This window comes from Spirochaetota bacterium (assembly GCA_040756435.1).
GTDB lineage: Bacteria > Spirochaetota > UBA4802 > UBA4802 > UB4802 > UBA4802.
This window is the reverse complement of sequence record JBFLZD010000027.1, coordinates 14554-37922: the sequence shown is the minus strand read 5'-3', so window position 1 is coordinate 37922 and position 23369 is coordinate 14554. Positions and strand designations below refer to the sequence as shown.

Genomic DNA, 23369 nt, shown 5'->3' with positions numbered 1-23369 from the left:
TAATCTGGATTGAAAATATGAGATTTTATACCCGTAAACAATTTTTGCAAAGCTGTATGTATTCAGCACAAGCGTTTGTTGTTGGCTCAGTTGTTCCATTTTTACCTGAAGATGTTTATGCCAGTAACTATCGAACGGCTTTACACTGGAAAAAAATTGATAAACAAACCGTGCAATGTAACCTGTGCCCCAATCAATGTATGCTAACAAGCGGCACTAGAGGTATTTGCAAAGCTCGGCAATGTATTGATGGTAAACTCTACAGCCTGGTGTATGGACGTATTGCTGCCTATCACATTGACCCCATTGAAAAAAAGCCACTGTATCATTTTTTGCCGGGCAATGACGCATTGTCAGTTGCCACTGCTGGTTGCAATTTCAGCTGCAAATTTTGCCAAAACTGGCAGCTTTCACAATCACAACCCGAAGAACTTGACAGCCAATATATAACACCCAACAATCTTATAAACCAGGCTAAAAAACACAAAACGCCAGTTGTTGCCTTCACATACAATGAACCGTCAATTCAATATGAGTACATTTATGATACAGTACAGATAGCAAAAAAATATGATATTGCCTGTGTCATCATCTCCAATGGTTATCTCAACAAACAAGCCAGCGAAATGTTATATCCCTTACTGAACGCCATCAAGATCGATTTCAAGTCATATTCACAGAAATTTTATTCTGAAATTTGTGGTGGAAATTTATCGCCAGTGCTTGCCAGCATTGAACTTGCAAAAAAGAAAAATATATGGCTGGAATTGGTAAATCTTGTTATCCCCACGTTGAACGACAACCCTGAAGATATCAAAGCAATGGCCCACTTTATTAAAACCCATTGTGGCAGCACAACACCCCTGCACTTCACACGATTTTATCCAATTTACAAATTAAAAAATATTCCACCTACACCTGTTTCAACACTTGAACGCTGCAGGGACATAGCGCTTGCCGAAGGACTTAAATATGTATATATTGGCAACGTTCCAGGACATAGCACCAACAATACCTATTGCCACAACTGCGGCAAGCCTGTTATAGAGCGAAGTGGCTTTTATACAACAACAAACAAACTTAAAGCAGGAAAATGCCCATACTGCAATACTGCTATACCTGGTATATGGACACTATGAAACGCAACCGTATATTTTTGTATGTATCTTCGTTCTTTATTGGCATTTCAGCTAGCATTGCACAGGCTATTATGATTCGCGAATTACTTATGCTTTTTAAGGGAAATGAACTATCTATTGGCATTATTATGGTGTTGTGGTTTGCTGGTATCACCGCTGGTGCAGCAATGAGCAAAAAAATAAGAGCACATCAATTCAATAGTATTGCTTTAAACATTTTACTCCATCCTATCATAGTTTGCATTTCGCTTATACTGCTATATTGCATACCTATTGTATATCACACGTTTGGTGGGTTTTATACACTTGAAGTGGAACTCTTAATTGCATTGGCGTGCCTTTTCCCACAATGTTTCATTGTTGGTTATATTTTCCCTATTTTAGTTACTGCAGGCTCAAACGTAAAAATAATCAATCCTGGAAGTGTAGTATTTTTACTTGAATCACTTGGCGCATTTACTGGTGGAATAACATTCACATTTTTAATCATTCAAAAAATTGACCCACTGGGTACCGCACTCATTCTTTTCATTGTTTCCAGCATTATTTCTTTTACTGTTATACAACAAAGAATTAAGCGTTTGGCGATAGTTACTGCTATAGTAATCGCTGCCTTTGGAATAGCTCACTCACCCTACGTTGAAAAGAAACTGCTCACACTGTCATTTGCTGCCAATCATCCAGGTACACTACTTGACTACAGACGCACACCCTACCAGATGATGTTTATTGCACGTTTGGGTGATACCATTGCGCTGTATGGGAACAACAACCTGTATGCACAATTCCCAGACGATTACCAGGTGCGACCTATACTTCACGCATTATTTTCCACCAGCTCTATGCTAAAAGATACAGACATACTCATTTCAGGTGATACTGCCTTTCTTCATTATGTTTTTGCGTATGCAGGTGCTTCTATTGATTATGTTACTGTTGACCCTGTGATGTATGATATTGTGCAGCAAAAATTTATTTCAATTTATCCCGACTTTCCCACACAATTAATAAATGTGTATTATGATGACACACGAAGCTACCTGAAAACAACACATAAAAAATATAGTACCATCATCATCCTGCCAGCACCCCCCGATAGCATTTTACATAACAGGTTATATACAAAAGAATTTTTCAACGACTGCAAACTACATCTATCCATCAATGGTGTGTGCATTATTCAGGTTGAAGGTTTTGCCAACATTATGAATCCTTCTCTCAGGCGATATATAGCATCAGTAATAAATAGCTTCAGGCAAGTATTTCCTTCATCACTGATTTCAGCAGGTGATACCATCTATTGTATTGGATTTAATGATAACCGTAAAATTGATGTCAGTAACTATCTGTCCCATTATATTAAAAATTTTTCAAAGACACCTATCGCAAAAACCATACAACGTCTTGTTCCGGGCTTTAATCCTTATGAATTCAAAATGTATTTTCAAGAATCACAGCAACAATATCTTTCTACACAATTACAATCTGAACATATCATAAACAGCGATCATTTGCCAAAAGGATATTTTGAATATTTAGCTAATTCATTAAAACAATCCAATTCACTGGCGGAACGGATTATTACCAATCCTTTATTCATGACACTTTTGTTAGTGCTCATTGTAATTATAAGTTTATGGTATTTTAAGTCAAGGGGAATCCACCACATATTTATGGGCAGCATAATATGTATAGCCGGATTTATCAGTATGGCAGCAATGATCATTGCCCTTATCACCTATCAAAATGTATATGGTGTTTTATATTATAAAATTGCTCTGTGTAATGCATTGTTTATGCTGGGATTAGCTATAGGCAGTGTAACCACATTTGTACCAAAAGACTTTTTTATTACACGGATTGTGGTATTAATTGCTGGCTTAGTGATGTTGTTTTGTTTTTCTATATACAATAACCCAATATTATTTTATATTTCCATTATGTTTATTGCAGCAACCACCGGTTCATTTATACCATTATTACTTAACAAACAAACTGATGATATACAGCTTTTGTCTTCAACCCTTGATGCTGCCGACCATACTGGTGCATTGTGTGGTGCATTAATGACTCCATTTGTATTACTTCCGTTTTTTGGGATTTACTCGTTAGGGATATTAATAGTATTGGGATTTTGCTTGATTTTATTTAAAAAGCAAAAAATTATCCTCATACCTCACTGACTCTATTATTCCATCAGTCTTTTGTATCTGCTCTTCTGTACCGGTAACAGCTAACCACACACATCCTTCGGCACCACTTACTCCTCCTGCTGCAAAAAGTACAGCATGAGCTTGTGTAAGAATGTGTATTGCCTCAATTTCTGTAATAATATTTCCAGTTACCGGGAAGTAGCGTATTCCTTTTGTTTGTGGTGAATTTATAAGTTGAGCAAGCTCATTTATGTTTGCTGATATGCGCTTTTCTAAACCAACAGGGATATACAAAGATACTCTTCTCCCTGCAACAGCCTGCATAATAATACCTATGGTGCCTGCCTGAGGATGGCCTATAAGCACTGCAGCTTGTTTTGTGTCAAGATTTACGGCATTTGCTCCTTTAAAAATAATATCACCTTCTTGTAAATCATTTACTATTTCAAATAACGATTTATCTTTTATCCATTTCCCTTTTTCTATTACCACATCAGCGGTAAATGTTCCACCATCTTCCAGCCTCCCCGATTGACTAACCTTATATCGTGGTGGAAGGGTTATCCCTCTAAAAAAACGCTCTCTTGAAAATCCCTCAAGCTGTTTACTATGTGCAAGTATTTCTTCAGCAACATAGCCGTTGGTTGTTCCTGATACAATGACAATTGTTCTCTGTTGCAGCGCTTCCTGTATTTCAGGAATATGTACTATAGCTTTTGCAATTAAACGCTTGCCAGCTGCCGGAGTAAGGGTATATTGTTTGGTTAATGTATTCTTTCCCATTGTACAATTAATACAATATATTTAATCCTTAGAAATATTGCATTAAATTAATAATAAGCTCTAAATATTCAAATTAAAAAATATTTAAAATTAAAAAAATAAAATATGTTGATATTTAGACCATAGTCGAAAAATATTTGACTTTTCATAATAGTTTCAAGTCTAGTCGAAACAATTATATTAATTGATATGCGCAGAGTAGGAATAAGTTCTAAATTGAAAATCTTAATTCATGATTTATTAAAAGAATCAATTCCAATGAGTAACATAGTATATATAAACAAAGAATCACTTGAATTTGATAGTTTACCAAAATAACAAAGATTTGTTATTGTTCTGCTCCCTGTATCTTTTTTTGCCACAGGTAATACACAGGAATACCAACCAGTAACACCCCTATTGCAAATGCTGATGTAATTGTCCAGCAACACAAAGCTGCAACCATCATAATGATAGATAGAATAATGTACGTTAACGGCACCAGTGGATATAGAGGTGTGGTATATGGTCTGTTCAAATCCGGAAATTTTTTGCGTGCTACAATCAGACCTATAACAGCCAGCACCGGAAATATATTCAGCGCAAATCCCATATAGATTACCAGTGTCATTGCACTGCCTGTATACACATAGATTATTGCCAGAAGCATTTGTAATACTATTGCATGTACCGGTGTTCCAAAACGTTCACTGACTTTTGCCAGTGAATGAAATATCATTTTATTTTTTGCCATTGCATAATATACCCGTGGTCCCAACATCATCTGTGCTGAAACTGATGATAGCAATATCAGGGCGATAGTTATGCTGAAAAAATTACTTGTTGCTGGACCAAACAGGGCTTTTGCTGCAATTGCACCTATTTCATCTTTGCCCATAATGGATATAGCATCTGTTGACATCAAAAAGACAACATTCAGCAGAATGTATAATATGGTTGTAATTGTTACTCCCCAAAACATTATTTTAGGAAGATTCTTTTCGGGATTGGTTATTTCTCCTGCAATATACGTAGCACCATTCCATCCTGTGTATGCAAACATCACCATAAGCAGGGATAATCCAACAAATGGTATGGATTTTACTTCCACTGTGCCATACTGTGCATACAGGCGGCTGATACCGGAACTATCGAGCATATAAAAACCTGCACCAATAAACGCAAGCACAATGCCAATTTTTACCACTGTGAGTATGTTCTGGATATTACTCCCTTTTCTTACTCCAATTATATGTGTGAAAGCAAACAATACAATAATTCCGCAAGCTATAGTTTTTTGCCAGAAGACATTGCCAGTATATACAGTAATGGAATGCGCGTTGATAGTAACAAAAAATGTATTGAGATACTGGACAAGAAGTATAGAACTTGTGGCAACAGGTGCGGTAAACCCAACTAACAGTGAAACCCATCCGGTTAAAAATGCAGGAAGATTACCAAATATTTTTTTCAGGTACACATACTCGCCACCTGCATCAGGCCACATTGTGGCAAGCTCACTGTAACTTAATGCGCCACTCAATGCAACAACACCACCAACAATCCATAGAAGCATTACAATAAAAGCACTTTGCGTAATGCCCAGAATATTCCCTGTAGTCATAAAAATACCGGTACCTATCATATCGGCAATGATAACAAGTATTCCGGTATACAGTCCTAACTGGCGCTTTAACTCCACATTTACTCCTTTTCTACTTTGTCATTGCATACGCTGTTTCTAATTTAACAGATAGTACCTTGGAAACACCCGGTTCTTCCATTGTTACACCAAATATTGAGTCGCACACACTCATTGTTTTTTTGTTATGAGTAACAATGATAAACTGTGTAGACTTAGAAAATTTCTGAACCAGCCTGATAAAGCGCCCAATATTTTCCTCATCAAGGGCTGCATCAATTTCATCCAGAAAACAGAATGGTGAAGCTTTTACCATATATGTTGCAAACAAAAGCGCAATTGCAATCATTGAACGCTCACCACCTGAAAGCATATTGATATTTTTATTCTTTTTACCTGGCGGGCGGACAATAATCTCAATGCCACTTTCTAAAATGTTTTCTGGATCGGTCAACTCTATAATTGCTTCACCGCCATTAAAAAGTTGTTTGAATATTTCTTGAAAATTCTTCTGAATTTCTTTAAATGTTTGTAAGAATAGATCTACTGACTGTTTATTAATATCAGCAATAACTGAAAGTATATCCTCACGTGCTTTTTCTATATCCTTTTTTTGCTCAATATAATATTCAAAGCGTTTCTTTAAATCTTTATATTCTTCAATGGCTAAGTTGTTAATAGGACCAAGTTCCTGTATTTGTCTTTTTATATCTTGCAATTCGTTGTTTATACTTTCATACATTGATTCATCAACCTGAATCTTTGTATCAGCAATACGTGTTTCATATTCTGTCCATAAATATTCTTCTATTGAATTTATTCTGAACTGAAATTCAACAATGTTTTTATCAAGTGCACTAATACGGTCAGCCAATCGCTGTAATTGTTCCATATCTTTTTTTGACGATTGCTTTCGTCCAATGATGCGCTTGTCTATCTCATCACGCTTTGCAATAAGCTCATGGATCTGCTGCTTTAACTCATTGCTTTTTTCATTAAATTCCACAAGGCTATTCTGCCACTGTTCAATTTCTTTTGTAAGCTCATCAATCTGCTGCTGTATTTTTTGAATCTCATTTTCTAAATGTGTCTTCTGCTTGGTATCTTCGGTAATTTGCCGCTCTATAGTCTGTATGTGTTTATCAATCCATGCTTTTTCATTTTCATTCTTAGATAAATCTTTTTCAACGCGAGTTATCATATTGTTAACTTCTTCAAGCTCTTCTTGCTCATTACGGATACTTACTTCTAACTGGCTGATGTCGTTTCGCAACTGTTCAATATCAGCAGTTGCCTTATGAATACTTGAATCTAGTTTTTCTTTTTGTGCATGAATTCCTGTTTTATCAAATAGTATTGACCTGAAACCATCCTCATAATTTTCAAAAAGCTGTATATCGTTCTTTAAATCAATAAAATCAATCATCTGTAATTGAGTTACCGCTTCGTTTACCAAATTAAGCTTTAGATTATGCAGTGCTTTCTGCAAGTTTTCTTCTGCCAGCGTTAATTTTGAATGTATTCGTTCACGTACCTGTTCACGCTGTGCTTCGGAAGACTCCAATTCATGTTTGCGCTTTTCAATGGCATCAACTAATTGCCTGATGACTATCTCCAACGATTCACGTAATTTTTTTACTTCAGCTTCAAGGTCTTTAATAGCATGCTTTTTTTGTTCAATAGTATCCCGGTATGCATGGATATTCTGAATCTTCTTTTTTCGATGTGAATAAAGATTTTCAAGCTGTTCTTTATCGTTAGCAATATTCTTAATTATTGCATGACTTTGTTCAAAATTTTTTTCTTTTTCTTCAGCAAGTCGTTTAATTGCTTCTTCAATTTCCTGAATACGCAGTTTTGTTGTTGTTATTCGCTGCTGTTGTTGTTGTATTAACTGTTTATTACGTGAAGTTTTACCATCTATGTCTTCCACTTTTACAGTATATGTATGAAGCTTTTTATCCCACTCAAAAAGCTGCAGCTGAATATCGTTTTTTCTTTTTTCATCATTCTCATTTTCAGAAGAAATTAAAGCAACCTTTTTTGAAAGTTCTTCACGTTCATCAAAAATACGCTGCCGATCTTCGGTAACCTTTTGCAGTTTCTTTTGAAAATCTCTGTACCGTAATAGCTGTAAAGCTATGTCATTTTTTTTATATTTTTCGCGTAAACCAAAATATATCTTGGTTTTTTCTGCCTGTTTTGACTTAAAATCTTTTTCACGTTCAATCTCTTTTATAATATCATTAAGACGTTCAAGATTAACAGTGGTATCTTCCAGTTTCTTTAATGATTCTTTTTTTTGAACCTTAAACCGCGAAATACCAGCAGCTTCTTCAAAGATATACCTGCGGTCTTCAGCCTTAGTTGACAGTATCAGGTCAATCTTGCCCTGCTCCATTACTGAATAGGATGCCTTACCAAGGCCAGTATCAAGAAACAATTCTTCAATGTCTTTAAGTCGCACCGGTGATTTATTTATCATATATTCAGATTCGCCATCTCTGAACACCCTTCGTGTAACAGTGACCGTATCCGAATCAATATTTAAAATTCGGTTTGTGTTATTAATTACCAGTGAAACTTCCGCCAGCGATAATGGCTTCCGCTGGTCGGTTCCAGCAAATATGATATCTTCCATTTTATCGCCACGGATATTTTTTGCCTGCTTTTCACCTAATACCCACTTTATGGCATCAACAATATTAGATTTACCGCAACCGTTGGGCCCAACAATTGCGGTAATGCCTTTTTCAAAATTAATTTTGGTTTTATCGGCAAATGATTTAAAGCCAAATACTTCCAGTGAATCTAAATACATCAATAACACCTTTTTAAAGATTTTTAAATATTATGCGATAGTTCTAAATATACAATTTTTGATAATTGTTTATGTCACACCACAACGTGCTATTAGTTGCATCATAGCACTAAATGTGCAACAATATTTTTAAAAATATTTTTTGATATTATTTACGGATAACAGTGTTGACATATTTTATATTGACATGCTGGATTAATCATTTTAATTATTGATGAAATAAATTTAACGTTTGTACAATATGATTTTCCATTACAAAAGAATTATGCATAGAATATTTATAAATAAATAATCTTATAAATGCAAATATTCATTACACCAAATCATTTAAAAGTTTAACCCATTACCAACATTTGCACTTGGAAGTTATGGTATGGCAATAAATGATAAAAAAGAAGTAATAGATAATTGGATTTCCTTTTTATCTTTATCCACTCTTACTGAAGGTATTTTTAAGGGAAACAATGGCCAATTATATGATACAGTAATTATCCTGTTATAGCTTCATTTGGATCAACTGGTATTTTCCAAATTGACTCACTTGATGATAGGCACATTATATTAGCATCATCCGGGAATACCGATGGTTACAATGGTCTTTCTATCTACGACGTTGATGATAATAAAATCGTAAAAAATATTACCAGCACAGATGTTATTGCATTATATGTTTTGCGATAACAAAGCTAAAGGTTTATAATAATTTTTTTAGCATCTATTCCTTAACTTTTTTAAAGCAAAAAAATCTCCATTCCTCCCGCTGTAAAATACTGCATGAGAATACAATTCATTACTTTACACTAAAGATTATTTAATAAAATATAACTGAATATGCTTCAGGAAAATTATAACTAACAATTTAAAATAATTTATCTATCCTATTTAATTCTTTTATTTCATAGATTTAATTATTTTTATTAATTTTTACTTGTAAAAATTTGAAATATGACTTATATTTATTAAAATCATAAAATAATACTTTTACTTAAGGCATATAAATGAATATATTTAGAATTTTTTTATACCTAATTTTATTTACCAGTACACTTATAGTCCCTGCCTGTGACCGCTTAGATATGTATGACATTGCAAATGGAAAATCCAGAACTGCCTATGCAATTGCTTATGATGGAGTAAATTATACACTTATACTGGCAAATGTATATTATATTAAATCTTTCAAGCTTGCATCAGGTTTATCTACCCCAAGTGGTATTTCAGTAAATAATAAAGGGGAAATTATTTTATTTACTCCATCAGCAACAATCTCAATTCTAAATGATTTGACAACATGGACTATATTGACATCACAACCTACTGACACAAATGTAATTGGATTTAATGAATCATTTATTTGCTTTGATCTCACAAACTTTTATATTAATCAACTTTTAGATAACAATGTTTGGACACAAACTATAGGTTCGTTCCCTACTAATTCATTAGGAATATTTAAAGGGAATAATTCCGAAATATTCATTGTTGAGCCCAATGCAACTAATGTGAATCTTTATTCAATGAATAATCCAATTAATCCGATATTGACTGCTACTATAGGTGTTTCACTTGTAAATCCATTCGGTGGATATAAAACTAAAAATTATTTTTATATATGGTATAATGACATCGTAAATTCTATATTTAGAATTACACAAAGTACATCAATTACACTTAATCCTACAACAGCTATAGGAAATTCACTCATTGATCTAGCAGTTACCGATGATGATAAAGTATTTGCCATCGTTAGTGATACAGGTCAATATTATCTTAAACAAATAATTTCTGATAATAATTATCCCACTCTTCTTAATCTTGGTAGTACCGGAAATTTTTTCATTGATTCACTTGACAATAATCATTTAGTAATAACATCATCAGGTGCAGATACAAATTATAATGGTGTGATTATTTATAATATTGATGATAATAAAATTGAAAAACATGTCACCACTACTAATGTTATTGCACTGTATGTACTTAGATAATTATAGGTAATCATCCAATTATTCCACCCCCTTGAAAAAAATTTCAATGTGAAAAATGCAATGAAATTTACTAATGTTTTTCTTTTAGGGGATTTTACACACACTTCTCACTTTTTGCTTTTATAGAAAAGAACATTTCTAACAGATGTTGCACATTGAGATTGGTAGCAATGTGTTCAGGACATACATGATAGGTATGAAGCGTACGAACATTATCATAGCTTTCATAGTATTGAAGATTTTCAAAAAAGATGGAGCATATACCAGTAGGGTTCATGAATGCAGGCTTTTGATGTCTCTATAATGATATACAACACACTGCTGGTGCGATCACCGAAGGTGCGTGGCTATCCCTTTCCCGTCATTGCGAGGAGTGTCAGCGACGAAGCAATCTCGTCTTCCGTGATACTGAGATTGCGTCGCTTCGCTCGCAATGACATTTAACACTTCCGTCATTGCAAGGAGCGCCAGCGACGAAGCAATCTCTATTTTCACTACACTACGCATAGAATGACACTACGGCAATAAGAGACCGCCACGGCGCATCCGCGCCTCGCGGTGACGCCATCATACGTCATTGCGATCACCGAAGGTGCGTGGCAATCCCTTTCCCGTCATTGCAAGGAGCGCCAGCGACGAAGTAATCTTTCCTTCCGTGGAAATCACGTCATTGCGAGGCACGCAGTGCCGTGGCAATCTCATCATCCATACTAGTGATTGCTTCATATCACTCAATTATCCTCCATACTCCTTAAAAAGAAATGTTAACGAAAAAATGCAACAAAAATGGCCATTGTTATTTTAGGGGGGATTTTACGTGTTTTGTTAAGCATATGAACATCCTCTTTACTTTCAGTTCAATGCACCAAAATAAACATTCTGGCACGCGCCAATATTTTCCTCCCATGCTTTACCTGGAATCTTTCCTTCACATTGCCATTCCAAACTTGATTTATAATCTATATACCCACCATCATAGATCCTGAAACAAGCTCAGGATGACTTTGTTAATCCGTCATTACGAGTTTGCTATGCAATCTTGATTGTAGCACGATGCTGAATTAATCGTAAAAATAAATTTATAAGAGGCTAAAGCTTGATTTTATTCAATATTTTTCTATTGCAAACTACAATAAACAGTGTATAGTATCTCAATTAACTAAACTTTAATTGCAATGTGAGAAATTTATCATGAAAAAATCTTTTTATTATATTATTGTAATTTTGTTTATTACATCATGCTCTACTGTTACAAATACACAACAAAAATCGCATGTTTATTCTTTTATTTCAGACACAGTAACACTTCCAAAAAGTAAAGAGCTCATTGACAAAACACCAACATATGAAATTTATTTTGATTTGCTTGAGGACACGCGTTGTATTGATATAACAGTTATTGCTCAAGACAAAAATGGCAAAAGGGTTCGCTGTGGATTTATTCTTGAATCGCTTGTTGATGTATCGCATTTTCCAAAGAAGCCATTGCAACCTGTTTATGCTGAAATAGCAAAAAACTTTGATATTAACTGGCGTTTTCAAAGCAATATCTTTGTTTGCACTGATGATACTGATCCTCTGAAGCGGCTTATTAAAGGGAACTATCGCCTTAAAATATCAGCATTTACAAATAATTTTTATACTTTTACAGTTGACATTAAATCGTCTGTGCCGGTGGAATTTAGAAAATAAAAAGTGTTTATTTAAGTAGATAGGTACTGTATGCCAAAACATTATGATGACATTGAATCTGAAGACCTGTATGAAATGGCCATACAATGGGCATCACAGGGTTTTTACGATAAAGCTATTGAACTTATAAAGCAATCAATAGAGCTCAATCCAAATTTTATTGGTGCATATATTGACCTTGCCAAATATTATGCAAAAAAACAGCGATACAATGAAGCATTCCATGTTTTAAAAAAAGCATCAAAGATTGATACACAATTTCACCGTTTAAATTACTTAATGGCAAAATACGCTTATAAAAGTGGTGATTATATTGCAGCAGTAAAATATATAGACAGGGCTATTGAGCTTTCACCGGAAAAATTGTATTTAAAGATTAAAACTGTCATTTATAAAAAAAGTTTAAAAAAGTAAAAAAAATAAAACAATAATAATACCTAAAAGTATTATATTGCTTAAAGTTATGAATTTTACCACTCACCATTTCCAGCAGCATGGGTAAGCAAGTATAACTTACATTAATAAATAAATTTAAGGTATAAATACTACATAAAAAGCAATATTTTTCCTGTAAGGTTTAATTTATGTATTGATATTTTTATTTTATAGCACATTTTTTTACTTGCGCTTTTAATTATAGCACCTTTTACTATATCTAAATTTTAATTAATTATTTCAGGAGGTTATATGAAAAAGATATTACTTGTGTTACTGGTGGTTTTTACAGCATCATCAGTATTTGCCGCTGGCATTGGTATTAAAGGTGGCTACTCAAAGATGTACGATGACTATGCTGACGGATATGGGGGTGAAGGATTTGATGACACCTGGAACTTTGGCATAGTTTTTGACATGGGAACTTTTTTATTTAATAATCTGCAATTCAGGCCAGGAATTGATTATCTTTCATTGGAAAACGAAGATGCCAATTATGAATATGCAGATGTATATGGTATTCACATTGACTGGTACTGGTTTTTCATGGGCAAAAAACAATTTTCACCATTTTTAGGTTTTGGGCCCGCATTAAACTATTATAGCTTCAGCGATGATCAAACCAATAATGACGATTCAGACGCCGGAATAGAAGGATTTGCAGGTGTAGATTTTGACTTAAGTGGACCATGGAAACTCATGGTAGAATTGCGGTATTTATGGCATGATATTGCTGATAGAGATACCACAATAGTTAAGCTGAATATTGGATTGTTGTATTATTTCTAATTATTACAATAAGAGGGTGTCTCAAAACAAACAGTGGGGCTTGCAATGACGTCAGTGTAATGTCATTGCAAGCGAAGTAAAGAAATCTTAACGCCGCAGAAGACAAGATTGCCACGTGCCTGCGGCACTCGCAATGACGGGATTGGCTGATGTGTCATTGCGAACGAAGTGAGGCAATCTCAATGCCGCAAGTGAGAGGATTGCTGCGTCACTTTGTTCATCGCAATGACTGAAGGGCAAAAGTCATAGTAAAGAGGTATCATATGGGACATCCTCTTATTTTCTTATCCTAACCTCTTTTTATCAAAATCAGAACGTGTAAATAATGATAACACTTTTATTCCCTTCTCTTCTATTGCTTCTCGTCCACCTTCTTCACGGTCAATAATGACCGCAGCTGCAATAACTTGTAAACCTGATTCCTCCAACCGCTCTATAGCCGTAATAGTAGAGCCCCCTGTAGTAATAACATCATCAATGGCAATGACTTTTTTTATATTAGCGGTATTGCCTTCAATCCATTTCTGCGTGCCGTGTTTTTTAGGTTCTTTACGCACAATCAGTGGATACAATATATTTCCATGATTATAGGCTTCCATTGCCGTGGATAGTGAAATGGGATCTGCACCTAATGTTAATCCACCAATTGCATCAGCTGGTAAATCTTTTATTAATGCATACATGCATTTCCCAACAAGGATGCACCCCTCGGGGTCAAGGGTTGTTGCTTTGCAGTCAAAATAATACGGGCTTTGTTTTCCACTAACCAAAGTAAAAGGGGGATTGTCCCTGTACATAAATGACTTCTGATATAAAATTTCAAATAATCTTTCTTTGTCGTTCATGCATCTTTCTCCTTTTTGTATTTTTTTGGCCAAAGTTTGACAAGCCGTTCTTTTATATTCTTTTCATTCCCTTCTTCAGAAGGTGCGTAAAAAATCAAATCTTTTATTTCTTTGGGAAGATACTCTTCATCAACAAAATGGCCGGGATAATCATGTGGATATTTATAGCCTTTTGCATAACCCAGCTGCTTCATGAGTTGTGTGGGAGCATTACGCAGGTAGAGTGGAATTTCGTGTAAATCTCGTGATGCAATTTCTTTGGCATTAACCAATGCCATATAACTGGCATTGCTTTTGGGACACGAAGCTAAAAATGTTGCCATATGAGCAAGTATAATTTCACACTCTGGTAAACCAACATTTTTCACTGCTAACATTCCACTGGTTGCAACGGTAAGCGCCAGCGGATAGGCATTGCCCACATCCTCCGATGCAAATATCACCATACGCCGTGCAATAAACTCAGGGTCCTCCCCCGCAACAAGCATACGTGCCAGGTAATACACTGCAGCGTTGGGGTCAGAACCACGTAATGATTTTATAAACGCTGAGATGGTATCATAATGTTTGTCGCCTGCTTTATCGTAAGCAATACTTTGTTCTTTGTAAGCTTCAAAAATGGTATCGTTGTCTATCTTACCCTCACCTTTTAAAAACGCTGCAGCCTCAAGTATGTTGAGCGCCCTTCGCGCATCACCCATAGCAAGCTGTACCAGCGTATCTAATGCAACATCATCAAGCGTTATGTTTTTGTGCGATAGTTCCTGGTCATTGGTCATTGCAGCAGTAACTATCGCCCGTAAATCATCCTCCTGTAACGGATGCAACCGCAATACGCGGGTGCGTGACAACAGCGGCGCTATGATGCTAAATGACGGGTTTTCCGTTGTTGCCCCAATGAGCACAATGTCACCATTTTCAACTGCGCCAAGAACGGCATCCTGCTGTGCCTTGTTAAAGCGGTGAATTTCATCAATAAAAAGGAGTGTTTGCACACCCGCCGTTCTATTGGCTTTCCCCTTATCAATAACCTTGCGTACATCAGCAACCCCTGCCGAGATTGCGCTTATAAAATAAGAATCCATATTACAGGCATTGGCAATAAGATGTGCCAGTGTAGTTTTACCGGTTCCAGGATCACCCCACAGGATGAGCGAAAGAGCTTTCTTTTGTTCAAAGATAGAGTATAGTAGTTTACCTTTTGAAAGCAAATGCTTTTGCCCCACAAACTCTTCAATGGTTTTGGGACGCATTCGCTCTGCCAGGGGAATATAGGTATTTTTATCAAATAAGTTCATTATCCATATCTTACATACTTCGCCTGTACATACCACCAACACTATACAGGACACCGGTTAACTGGCCTAATGAACAATATTTTGAAACATCCATTAATGTTTCAAACACATTTTCATGCTGCCTAACAGCAGTTTTTAATTTTTCTAAGGCTACTGTTGATTCCTGATTCCACACCGCATGAAATGTGTTAAGCGATTCAAGCTGAGTATCTTTTTCCTCCGGGGTTGCCCGTACCACTTCATCAGGGACCTGAATTGGGCTTCCGTTTTTAGAAAGGAATGTATTAACACCAATGATAGGCAATTCTCCTGTCATTTTTTTGTTTTCATAATATAGGGATTCTTCCTGTATTTTGTTGCGCTGATACATTGTTTCCATTGCACCCAGCACACCACCACGAGCACTTATATTGTCAAATTCTGCAATAACCGCTTCTTCAACTAAATTGGTTAATTCTTCAATGATGAATGAACCCTGCAGTGGATTTTGATTTTTTGCCAACCCATATTCCTGATTAATAATCATCTGTATTGCAAGCGCTCGCCGTACTGATTCCTCAGTGGGTGTGGTAATGGCTTCGTCATATGAATTGGTATGCAAAGAGTTACAGTTATCGTATATTGCATACAGAGCCTGCAACGTAGTGCGGATATCGTTAAATTCAATCTCCTGTGAATGCAGGGAGCGGCCGGAAGTTTGGATGTGGTATTTCAACAATTGCGAGCGTTCATTGGCACTATATTTGAATTTCATGGCTTTTGCCCATATCCTGCGTGCAACCCTTCCAATAACGGAATACTCAGGATCAAGCCCATTTGAAAAGAAAAACGATAAATTAGGAGCAAAATCATCAATATGCAGACCACGTGCCAGATAGTATTCCACGTACGTAAATCCATTTGCCAGTGTAAACGCTAATTGCGTTATGGGATTTGCACCTGCTTCAGCAATATGATATCCGGAAATAGAAACTGAATAAAAATTATTTATCTTATGTTTAACAAAATATTCCTGCATATCGCCCATGAGCTTCAAGGCAAAGTCAACTGAAAATATGCAGGTATTCTGTGCCTGTTCTTCTTTTAATATATCAGCCTGTACTGTGCCCCTTACCGTCCTGAGTGTGTGATTCTTTATATTGTGATATACATCAGCAGGTATAACCATATCACCGGGGATACCCAGAAGAAGCAGCCCCAATCCATTATGCCCATCAGGTAGTTTTGCTGCCCGGTAGATAGGTGGTGTAGCATTGCGCTTTTGATAAAATTCTTGAATTTTTCTTTTTACTTCGTTGGTTAATCCATTTTGCTGAATATATAATTCACATTCCTGATCAATGGCAGCATTGAAAAAATATGCAGCCATAATAGGTGCCGGCCCATTTATTGTCATACTCACCGATGTATTGGGATCAGTCAGCTTAAATCCTGAATATAAACGTTTTACATCATCAACCGTTGAAATTGATACACCTGAATTTCCAATTTTGCCATAGATATCGGGACGCTTATCAGGATTACAACCATATAATGTAACCGAATCAAACGCAGTTGAAAGCCGCACCGCCGGCATATTATATGAAAGGTAATGAAATCGTTTATTGGTACGTTCGGCAATGCCTTCGCCTGCAAACATACGGGTGGGATTTTCATCCTCGCGTTTAAACGGATATACACCAGCAGTGAACGGAAATTCACCCGGCACATTTTCCTGCATGCTCCATTCAATGATATCACCCCAGTTTTTAAATTTTGGCATACACACTTTTGGTATTTTTGTGTGCGATAGTGACTGTGTAAAAGCCTTTACCTTAATTTCTCTACCGCGCACTTTGTAGGTATAATATTCACCCTGATAATTGTTCTTTTTATCTTCCCACTGTTGTAATATTCTTTTACTTTCCTCATCTAACGACGAATATGCTTCTTCATACTTTTGGTTTAAATCTTTTAGAATTTTTGCATCACCACTATGCTGTGTATAATATTCAATACTGTTCTTTAAACTGAAACAATATTGCGCTTTGAGCGATTCATCTTTTGTTTTTGCATTATACTTTCTGATTGTTTCAGATATTTCAGAAAGATACCGACTTCGTTCGGGTGGAACAATATACAGAATGTCTTTTTTTTGTTTATCTGCACTATAGGGTGCAAATTGTGTTTTACTCTTTGCATTAATTGTGTTTATTAAATGATTGAACAATACATTGACACCATCATCATTAAACTGACTTGCAATAGTTCCAAATACCGGCATTTCATCAGGTGAAATATCAAAGGTTTCTTTATTGCGCTGCACCTGTTTTTTTACATCGCGTAGTGCATCCAGCGCTCCCAATTTATCAAATTTATTAATGACAACAATGTCGGCATAATCAAGCATGTCAATCTTTTCAAGTTGTGTTGCTGCACCATATTCAGGCGTCATAACATACATGGATATATCGCTGTATTCAAGAACATCAGTTTGTGCCTGACCAATACCAGATGTTTCAAGAAGTATTAAATCATATCCTGCCAGTTTCATAATGTGTATTGCATCGCTTATATTGTGCGAGACTGAAGTCTTTGAATCACGTGTTGCAAGGGAACGCATATATACATTGGGGTGATAGATGGCATTCATTCGGATTCTATCGCCTAAAAGAGCACCACCTGTTTTTTGCCGCGTTGGATCAACTGACAGTATAGCTATCGTCTTATCAGGATTGGACTGTTGAAATCGCAAAACCAGTTCATCAATGAGTGATGATTTCCCACTACCACCTGTTCCGGTAATACCCACCACAAGTGTGCCATCTAAAGCAGTTAATGTTTGCACGGTAGTAATATCAGCTTTTACAAGCTCTCTAAAATTTTCACAGGCAGAGATTGCGGTTGCTATCGCCCGAATATTCTTTTTTTTAATTCCTTCAATATCAAAATTTTTAATGTTACCTACTGGATAATCACTTTTTGAAAGAAGGTCATTAATCATTCCCTGTAGTCCCATAGCTCTGCCATCATCAGGTGAATAGATTTTGCAAATACCATACGTTTCAAGCTCCTTAATTTCATGAGGTAAAATTGTACCTCCGCCACCTGCAAAAATTTTAATTGACTCAGCGTTGTGCTCTTTGAGCAAATCATACATATACTGTAAAAACTCAACATGACCACCCTGGTATGAAGTAACCGCAATTGCCTGAACATCCTCTTCCAGTGCACTTTTAACAATCTCCCACACTGAGCGGTTATGACCCAGGTGAATGACCTCAGCACCAGTTCCAATCATAATTCGCCTGAAAATATTAATGGAAGCATCATGTCCATCAAACAGTGATGCTGCTGTTACAATCCTCACATGATTATTGAGCTTATATTTTTGCAACATTTCAGGATGTGTCATAGTACGGCAACCCCCATATCATTTTTTGTGCATTATTATAATATATAATACAATATTACAATAAAAATTTCTATATGGGCAGGAATTTGTGAAAGGGGATAAACAGCAAATCAAATAAAAAAATCCGGCAATTGCCGGATTTTTTGCTGGCTTCACGTATGTAGGTAAGCATTATTCGTCCTGTGAAGATCCGCCTCTGCCAGATGGTTTTGCAACAAAACGGCGTTGTTTTGTCTGCGTTTCAAATCTTCGGATTTTTTTCAAACGGCGTCTTTCAGCTTCTTCCTTTTTGCGCTTCTTTTCTTCGCTTGGCTTTTCATAGTATCTGCGCCTTTTAAGCTCCTTAAAGATACCTTCAAAAGCCATGCGTTTTTTCAGATTTTTAAACGCACGCTCCAAATCACCGTCTGTTACCTCAACTTCTAAAGGTACTGGCATTTTGTAATCACATCCCTTCTAATTATTATTAATGATTTTTTTAGACTTTAACAATATTAATATAGCAATATAATTGTCAAGATAAAAAAATATATTTCATTGAATGCACATTGATCAATAAACATCCGTATAAATTCCCATAATTTTCAATAAACCGCAATTTTATTTACATAATAAATATTTCTTTACAACATTACCTCATAAGATTTATCTTAAAAATTAATGTTCCTAACTTTAGGTATAAACAACTTTACTCTATGACAAAATATTTTATTCCAATAATTCTATTAATACAAATAATATCATGTAGTGCTTGTAGCAAGCAGGTACAAAAATCAACACCTCCTGAACAGTCACAAATCCCCGATATTATGTCCACTACTATTATACTGGAATGCACCCAAAAATCAAATAATGGCTACCCCTTTGTTGAGCTATCGCTTATTATTGAAAATACTGATAGCCATTATTTTGTAGCAACAGTGTATGGTAAGATTCACCAGATATACAGTAAGCCACCTGTTTTTGCTCCAACTCATGCAACATGTGGTGTTTCCATAAAAAACAATACTACAATTCATTATTTTTTTATATATGCCAATGTAACAACAGATATAATTTCGGTACAATCACTGGTCCAAAAAGAATCGGAAAGTTATAGTAACACTATGGATTATCAAACAATTATAAAGATTCCAATACCATTACATAACCGTATTCAATCAACGGTTATTGTAAAATAATTTTTCATAATATGCTCTATACCACCTATATAAAAAAAATGATTGCCCTTAGAATGTTTTGTGATACTATGCGGTTTAACTTCATGGTGGATGTCATTCTATGGTTATTGGTCTGGATATTGGCGGCACAAACATAAAAGGCATTATTGTCGATAGCACCGGTGTTATACGTGCACAAACAAAGGTTCCCACAGGAAAATCTATTTCTGAAACTGAAAAAAACATTTTACAGTGCATAGATATTTTACAGGAAATATCGCACATAAACAAAAATGAAGTTGAGGCCATAGGCATCGGCTCGGCAGGCGCTATTGATAAACACAAAGGTATTGTAGTCACAAGCCCCAATATTCCATGGTGGAAAAACTATCCCGTGGTGCAAAAAATACATAAATTATCTGGATGTAAAACTTTTCTTGAAAACGATGCAAACTGCGCAGTGTTTGGCGAACTGTGGCTTGGCAATGGCAACCATTTCAAGAACTGGATAATGCTTACATTGGGCACTGGCATTGGCGGTGGAGCGGTTATTGATGGCGTGCCCTATACCGGCCATGCTGGAAGTGCAATGGAATTTGGCCATACAACTATTGATTACAATGGGCTATTGTGTAAATGCGGAAGAAAAGGCTGCCTTGAGTGCTATGGTTCAGCAACTGCGGTTGTCAATTTTACAAAAAGTCATATAAGCATGTATCCTGATTCAACAATAATTAACCGCACAAAACATGAGACATTAACAGCACAATTGGTATTTGAAGAAGCACAAAAAGGTGATGCTCTGGCACTGTATATCTTTAATTTAATTGGACAATACCTTGGAATTGGAATTGCAAATTTAGTCAATATATTTAATCCTGAAGCAGTTATACTTGGTGGCGGGCTTTCTAATGCACATAAATTTTTTTTACCACAAATTATACAGGGTGTACAAACGTTGGCCTTAGCTGGCATGAAAGAAGATATTCACTACTGTGTAACTTCATATGGTGATTACACAGCAGCAATAGGTGCTGCAAAATATGCGCTGGATAATCTGATATAATCAAATTCTTTTTACAAAAGGAGTTAATTATGTTTTTTTCCAACCAGTTACTTTTCAGTGAACAAACATTAAACCAGATACATCTTTATGCCGGAAGATGGCTTGATTTTGTTATGGTTGCATTCACACAATTAGGCAATGAGATGTTTTATATTCTTGTGATACCATTTTTATTCTGGTGTGTAAATAAACGCGTTGCAACCATAGTTGGCATTGCTTTTTTGCTATCTGCTGCAATTAACGATATTGCAAAATTTTTATTTATAAATCCCAGGCCAGATGCTGCAAACCTTGCCCCACCAATAGCAGAACTGAACCGCATGTATTGTCCTGTTAACAGCCCTGGATTTCCCAGCGGCCATGCTCAAAGTGCAATAGTATTCTGGGGTACATTGGCCTATGTGTTAAAGCATAGAGTTTTTACGCTATTTTCGCTATTTTTGATTATTGCCATCTCGTATTCTCGCCTGTATTTAGGTGTACATTTTTTAGGTGATGTGGCTGGTGGCATAATTTTAGGGACTGTTATTTTTCTGTGTGTTATTGCGTTAATCCCTCATTACGACAAACTATGGAATACCGGTATAATCCCCGCAGTTGCACTTTTTGTCATAGTACCTTTTATTATTGCCATAGCTTTAACCGGCAATGAAATTGCCAAATCATTTGGTGTACTATCCGGTTTTGCAATAGGGTTTATACTCAACAAAGATAAATCTGAAGAGATGACTTTTACAATTCTACCTGCGCTTTGTAAATTTATCATAGGGATTATCATTCTCCTTGTTATTAAAGAAGGTCTTAAAATAGTATTCCCCTCATCAAGTGTATTTGACTTTATCCGATACTGGTTTATGGGGTTGTGGGTATCGTATGGCGCACCTGCACTATTTATGCAAATTCCATACCTTTCAAAAAAGAGTAATAGTTCTGGTTAAATGCATCTCACGGCATCAGTTGTGAGATTGTCATATAGTTAATTTACATAAAAATTCATAGTAATATTGTTGACTTTTTTCAAGCAGTTCCTTTGTAATACAAATCTAAAAAATTATTTATCGGTAACTATCGCCTAAATAATATTTTTTTTGGGCGATAGTTCTTGGTAAGGGACGTATAGACTTGTAATTACTCAGGTGATGTATATGAAAAAGCAGCTTCAGGACCTGTATGAACAAACAATATCCGCAATTGAGAAAGCCACAACGATAGATCAATTGGAACAGTTACGTGTTAAAGTGTTGGGCCGTAAAGGTGATTTGACGCAAGTTTTGCGATCACTTGGCACATTGCCACAGGAAGAGCGTGTTGAGATAGGCAAATTATCCAACGAACTGAAAGAAAAAATTGAATCCACACTGGAAAATCGTAAAACTGTATTAACCCAACAGCAAATAAACAAACTTATCATGGAAGACTGGTTGGATGTTACGCTTACACTGCCCGGCACATTACAACAGTATGAAAGAGGTCACCTGCATCCTATTTCGCAAATACAATATGAAATTGAGGACATATTCACCTCTATGGGTTTTGAAATTCTTGATGGCCCTGAGGTAGAAACTGATTACTATAACTTTGAAGCACTCAATATCCCGCCATACCACCCTGCCCGCGATATGCAGGATACATTCTGGACTGAAGATGGCAATCTGCTCAGGACACATACATCAGCAATTCAGATAAGAGGCATGGAGAGGCTTAAACCACCATTTAGAGTTATTGGCCCTGGCAGGGTCTTCCGCTATGAAAGTATTGATGCCTCACATGAAAATACATTTTACCAGGTTGAGGGCATGATGGTGGATAAGGATATCTCTGTGGCCCATCTTATCTATTTTATGAAAACATTGCTAAAAGAAATCTTCCACAAAGAAACAACCATACGCTTGCGCCCTGGATATTTCCCCTTTGTTGAACCTGGATTTGAGTTAGATATTCACTGTTTAATATGTGGTGGCAAGGGTTGTAGTGTATGTAAATATTCCGGGTGGGTTGAGCTATTGCCCTGTGGGCTGGTTCATCCTAATGTACTCAAGTATGGGAATATTGACCCGGATAAGTGGTCTGGCTTTGCGTTTGGTTTGGGTTTAAACAGGCTTGTTATGATGCGCTATGGTATTAATGACATTCGCCATTTCTTAAGCGGCGATGTTCGTTTCCTCTATCAATTTTAAGTCTTTTT

18 protein-coding genes are annotated in these 23369 nt (G+C 36.0%); 10 read left to right on the top strand and 8 right to left on the bottom strand.

Going from position 1 to position 23369, the window contains the following annotated elements; genetic code table 11:
- Positions 1–17 precede the first annotated feature (17 nt).
- Positions 18–1139, top strand: coding sequence for an AmmeMemoRadiSam system radical SAM enzyme (gene amrS, locus AB1444_09100; protein ID MEW6526808.1), 1122 nt, complete (start codon positions 18–20; stop codon positions 1137–1139).
- Positions 1136–3322, top strand: coding sequence for a hypothetical protein (locus AB1444_09095; protein ID MEW6526807.1), 2187 nt, complete (start codon positions 1136–1138; stop codon positions 3320–3322). The genes amrS and AB1444_09095 overlap by 4 nt, the downstream gene beginning before the upstream one ends.
- Here the strand turns inward: AB1444_09095 and AB1444_09090 are convergent.
- The 3 genes from AB1444_09090 to AB1444_09080 form a co-directional block, all read right to left on the bottom strand.
- A complete protein-coding gene (locus tag AB1444_09090) occupies positions 3284–4075 on the bottom strand; it encodes a hypothetical protein (protein ID MEW6526806.1) in 792 nt (263 codons plus the stop codon). The two genes, AB1444_09095 and AB1444_09090, sit on opposite strands and share 39 nt — an antisense overlap.
- A 328-nt stretch (positions 4076–4403) precedes the next feature.
- On the bottom strand, positions 4404–5756 hold the full coding sequence (locus AB1444_09085) for an amino acid permease (protein MEW6526805.1): 1353 nt from the start codon (positions 5754–5756) through the stop codon (positions 4404–4406).
- A gap of 13 nt (positions 5757–5769) precedes the next feature.
- Entirely contained in the window at positions 5770–8517 is a 2748-nt protein-coding gene (locus tag AB1444_09080) for an AAA family ATPase (protein ID MEW6526804.1), read from the bottom strand.
- 998 nt (positions 8518–9515) lie between these two features.
- On the opposite strand from AB1444_09080, the gene AB1444_09075 reads away from it, so the two are divergent.
- The gene (locus tag AB1444_09075; protein ID MEW6526803.1) at positions 9516–10505 is read left to right on the top strand and encodes a hypothetical protein; all 990 of its coding nucleotides are present in this window, start codon (positions 9516–9518) and stop codon (positions 10503–10505) included.
- Between the two features lie 94 nt (positions 10506–10599).
- Here the strand turns inward: AB1444_09075 and AB1444_09070 are convergent, their stop codons facing one another.
- Entirely contained in the window at positions 10600–10782 is a 183-nt protein-coding gene (locus AB1444_09070) for a hypothetical protein (GenBank protein ID MEW6526802.1), read from the bottom strand.
- A gap of 914 nt (positions 10783–11696) precedes the next feature.
- On the opposite strand from AB1444_09070, the gene AB1444_09065 reads away from it, so the two are divergent.
- From AB1444_09065 to AB1444_09055, 3 genes are all read left to right on the top strand, one after another.
- Positions 11697–12197 carry a hypothetical protein gene (locus AB1444_09065; GenBank protein MEW6526801.1) on the top strand — a complete coding sequence of 167 codons (501 nt, stop codon included), beginning with the start codon at positions 11697–11699 and terminating at the stop codon, positions 12195–12197.
- 30 nt (positions 12198–12227) lie between these two features.
- A complete protein-coding gene (locus AB1444_09060; GenBank protein MEW6526800.1) occupies positions 12228–12611 on the top strand; it encodes a tetratricopeptide repeat protein in 384 nt (127 codons plus the stop codon).
- Between the two features lie 273 nt (positions 12612–12884).
- Entirely contained in the window at positions 12885–13421 is a 537-nt protein-coding gene (locus tag AB1444_09055; GenBank protein ID MEW6526799.1) for an outer membrane beta-barrel protein, read from the top strand.
- A gap of 284 nt (positions 13422–13705) precedes the next feature.
- Here the strand turns inward: AB1444_09055 and pyrE are convergent, their stop codons facing one another.
- From pyrE to rpsU, 4 genes are all read right to left on the bottom strand, one after another.
- The gene (gene pyrE, locus AB1444_09050) at positions 13706–14266 is read right to left on the bottom strand and encodes an orotate phosphoribosyltransferase (GenBank protein ID MEW6526798.1); all 561 of its coding nucleotides are present in this window, start codon (positions 14264–14266) and stop codon (positions 13706–13708) included.
- Positions 14263–15564: a replication-associated recombination protein A gene (locus AB1444_09045; protein ID MEW6526797.1), complete on the bottom strand. Its 1302-nt coding sequence runs from the start codon at positions 15562–15564 to the stop codon at positions 14263–14265. Before AB1444_09045 ends, pyrE begins: the two co-directional genes overlap by 4 nt.
- 10 nt (positions 15565–15574) lie before the next feature.
- On the bottom strand, positions 15575–18958 hold the full coding sequence (locus AB1444_09040) for a methylmalonyl-CoA mutase family protein (protein MEW6526796.1): 3384 nt from the start codon (positions 18956–18958) through the stop codon (positions 15575–15577).
- A gap of 171 nt (positions 18959–19129) precedes the next feature.
- Positions 19130–19396, bottom strand: a complete 267-nt coding sequence (rpsU, locus tag AB1444_09035) for a 30S ribosomal protein S21 (GenBank protein ID MEW6526795.1) — start codon at positions 19394–19396, stop codon at positions 19130–19132.
- Between the two features lie 257 nt (positions 19397–19653).
- On the opposite strand from rpsU, the gene AB1444_09030 reads away from it, so the two are divergent.
- The 4 genes from AB1444_09030 (at position 19654) to pheS (ending at position 23361) form a co-directional block, all read left to right on the top strand.
- Positions 19654–20139, top strand: coding sequence for a hypothetical protein (locus AB1444_09030; GenBank protein ID MEW6526794.1), 486 nt, complete (start codon positions 19654–19656; stop codon positions 20137–20139).
- A gap of 100 nt (positions 20140–20239) precedes the next feature.
- Positions 20240–21184 carry an ROK family protein gene (locus AB1444_09025; protein ID MEW6526793.1) on the top strand — a complete coding sequence of 315 codons (945 nt, stop codon included), beginning with the start codon at positions 20240–20242 and terminating at the stop codon, positions 21182–21184.
- 29 nt (positions 21185–21213) lie between these two features.
- Complete coding sequence (locus AB1444_09020; protein MEW6526792.1) at positions 21214–22122, top strand: phosphatase PAP2 family protein; 909 nt, start codon at positions 21214–21216, stop codon at positions 22120–22122.
- A 201-nt stretch (positions 22123–22323) separates the two neighbouring features.
- Positions 22324–23361, top strand: a complete 1038-nt coding sequence (pheS, locus tag AB1444_09015) for a phenylalanine--tRNA ligase subunit alpha (GenBank protein MEW6526791.1) — start codon at positions 22324–22326, stop codon at positions 23359–23361.
- The last annotated feature ends 8 nt before the right edge of the window (positions 23362–23369 follow it).

Coding starts and splice junctions, on each gene's coding strand:
- amrS (MEW6526808.1), top strand. CDS start 18: ATGAGATTTTATACCCGTAAACAATTTTTGCAAAGCTGTATGTATTCA.
- AB1444_09095 (MEW6526807.1), top strand. CDS start 1,136: ATGAAACGCAACCGTATATTTTTGTATGTATCTTCGTTCTTTATTGGC.
- AB1444_09090 (MEW6526806.1), bottom strand. CDS start 4,075: ATGGGAAAGAATACATTAACCAAACAATATACCCTTACTCCGGCAGCT.
- AB1444_09080 (MEW6526804.1), bottom strand. CDS start 8,517: ATGTATTTAGATTCACTGGAAGTATTTGGCTTTAAATCATTTGCCGAT.
- AB1444_09075 (MEW6526803.1), top strand. CDS start 9,516: ATGAATATATTTAGAATTTTTTTATACCTAATTTTATTTACCAGTACA.
- AB1444_09070 (MEW6526802.1), bottom strand. CDS start 10,782: ATGAACCCTACTGGTATATGCTCCATCTTTTTTGAAAATCTTCAATAC.
- AB1444_09065 (MEW6526801.1), top strand. CDS start 11,697: ATGAAAAAATCTTTTTATTATATTATTGTAATTTTGTTTATTACATCA.
- AB1444_09060 (MEW6526800.1), top strand. CDS start 12,228: ATGCCAAAACATTATGATGACATTGAATCTGAAGACCTGTATGAAATG.
- AB1444_09055 (MEW6526799.1), top strand. CDS start 12,885: ATGAAAAAGATATTACTTGTGTTACTGGTGGTTTTTACAGCATCATCA.
- pyrE (MEW6526798.1), bottom strand. CDS start 14,266: ATGAACGACAAAGAAAGATTATTTGAAATTTTATATCAGAAGTCATTT.
- AB1444_09045 (MEW6526797.1), bottom strand. CDS start 15,564: ATGAACTTATTTGATAAAAATACCTATATTCCCCTGGCAGAGCGAATG.
- AB1444_09040 (MEW6526796.1), bottom strand. CDS start 18,958: ATGACACATCCTGAAATGTTGCAAAAATATAAGCTCAATAATCATGTG.
- rpsU (MEW6526795.1), bottom strand. CDS start 19,396: ATGCCAGTACCTTTAGAAGTTGAGGTAACAGACGGTGATTTGGAGCGT.
- AB1444_09030 (MEW6526794.1), top strand. CDS start 19,654: ATGACAAAATATTTTATTCCAATAATTCTATTAATACAAATAATATCA.
- AB1444_09025 (MEW6526793.1), top strand. CDS start 20,240: ATGGTTATTGGTCTGGATATTGGCGGCACAAACATAAAAGGCATTATT.
- AB1444_09020 (MEW6526792.1), top strand. CDS start 21,214: ATGTTTTTTTCCAACCAGTTACTTTTCAGTGAACAAACATTAAACCAG.
- pheS (MEW6526791.1), top strand. CDS start 22,324: ATGTATATGAAAAAGCAGCTTCAGGACCTGTATGAACAAACAATATCC.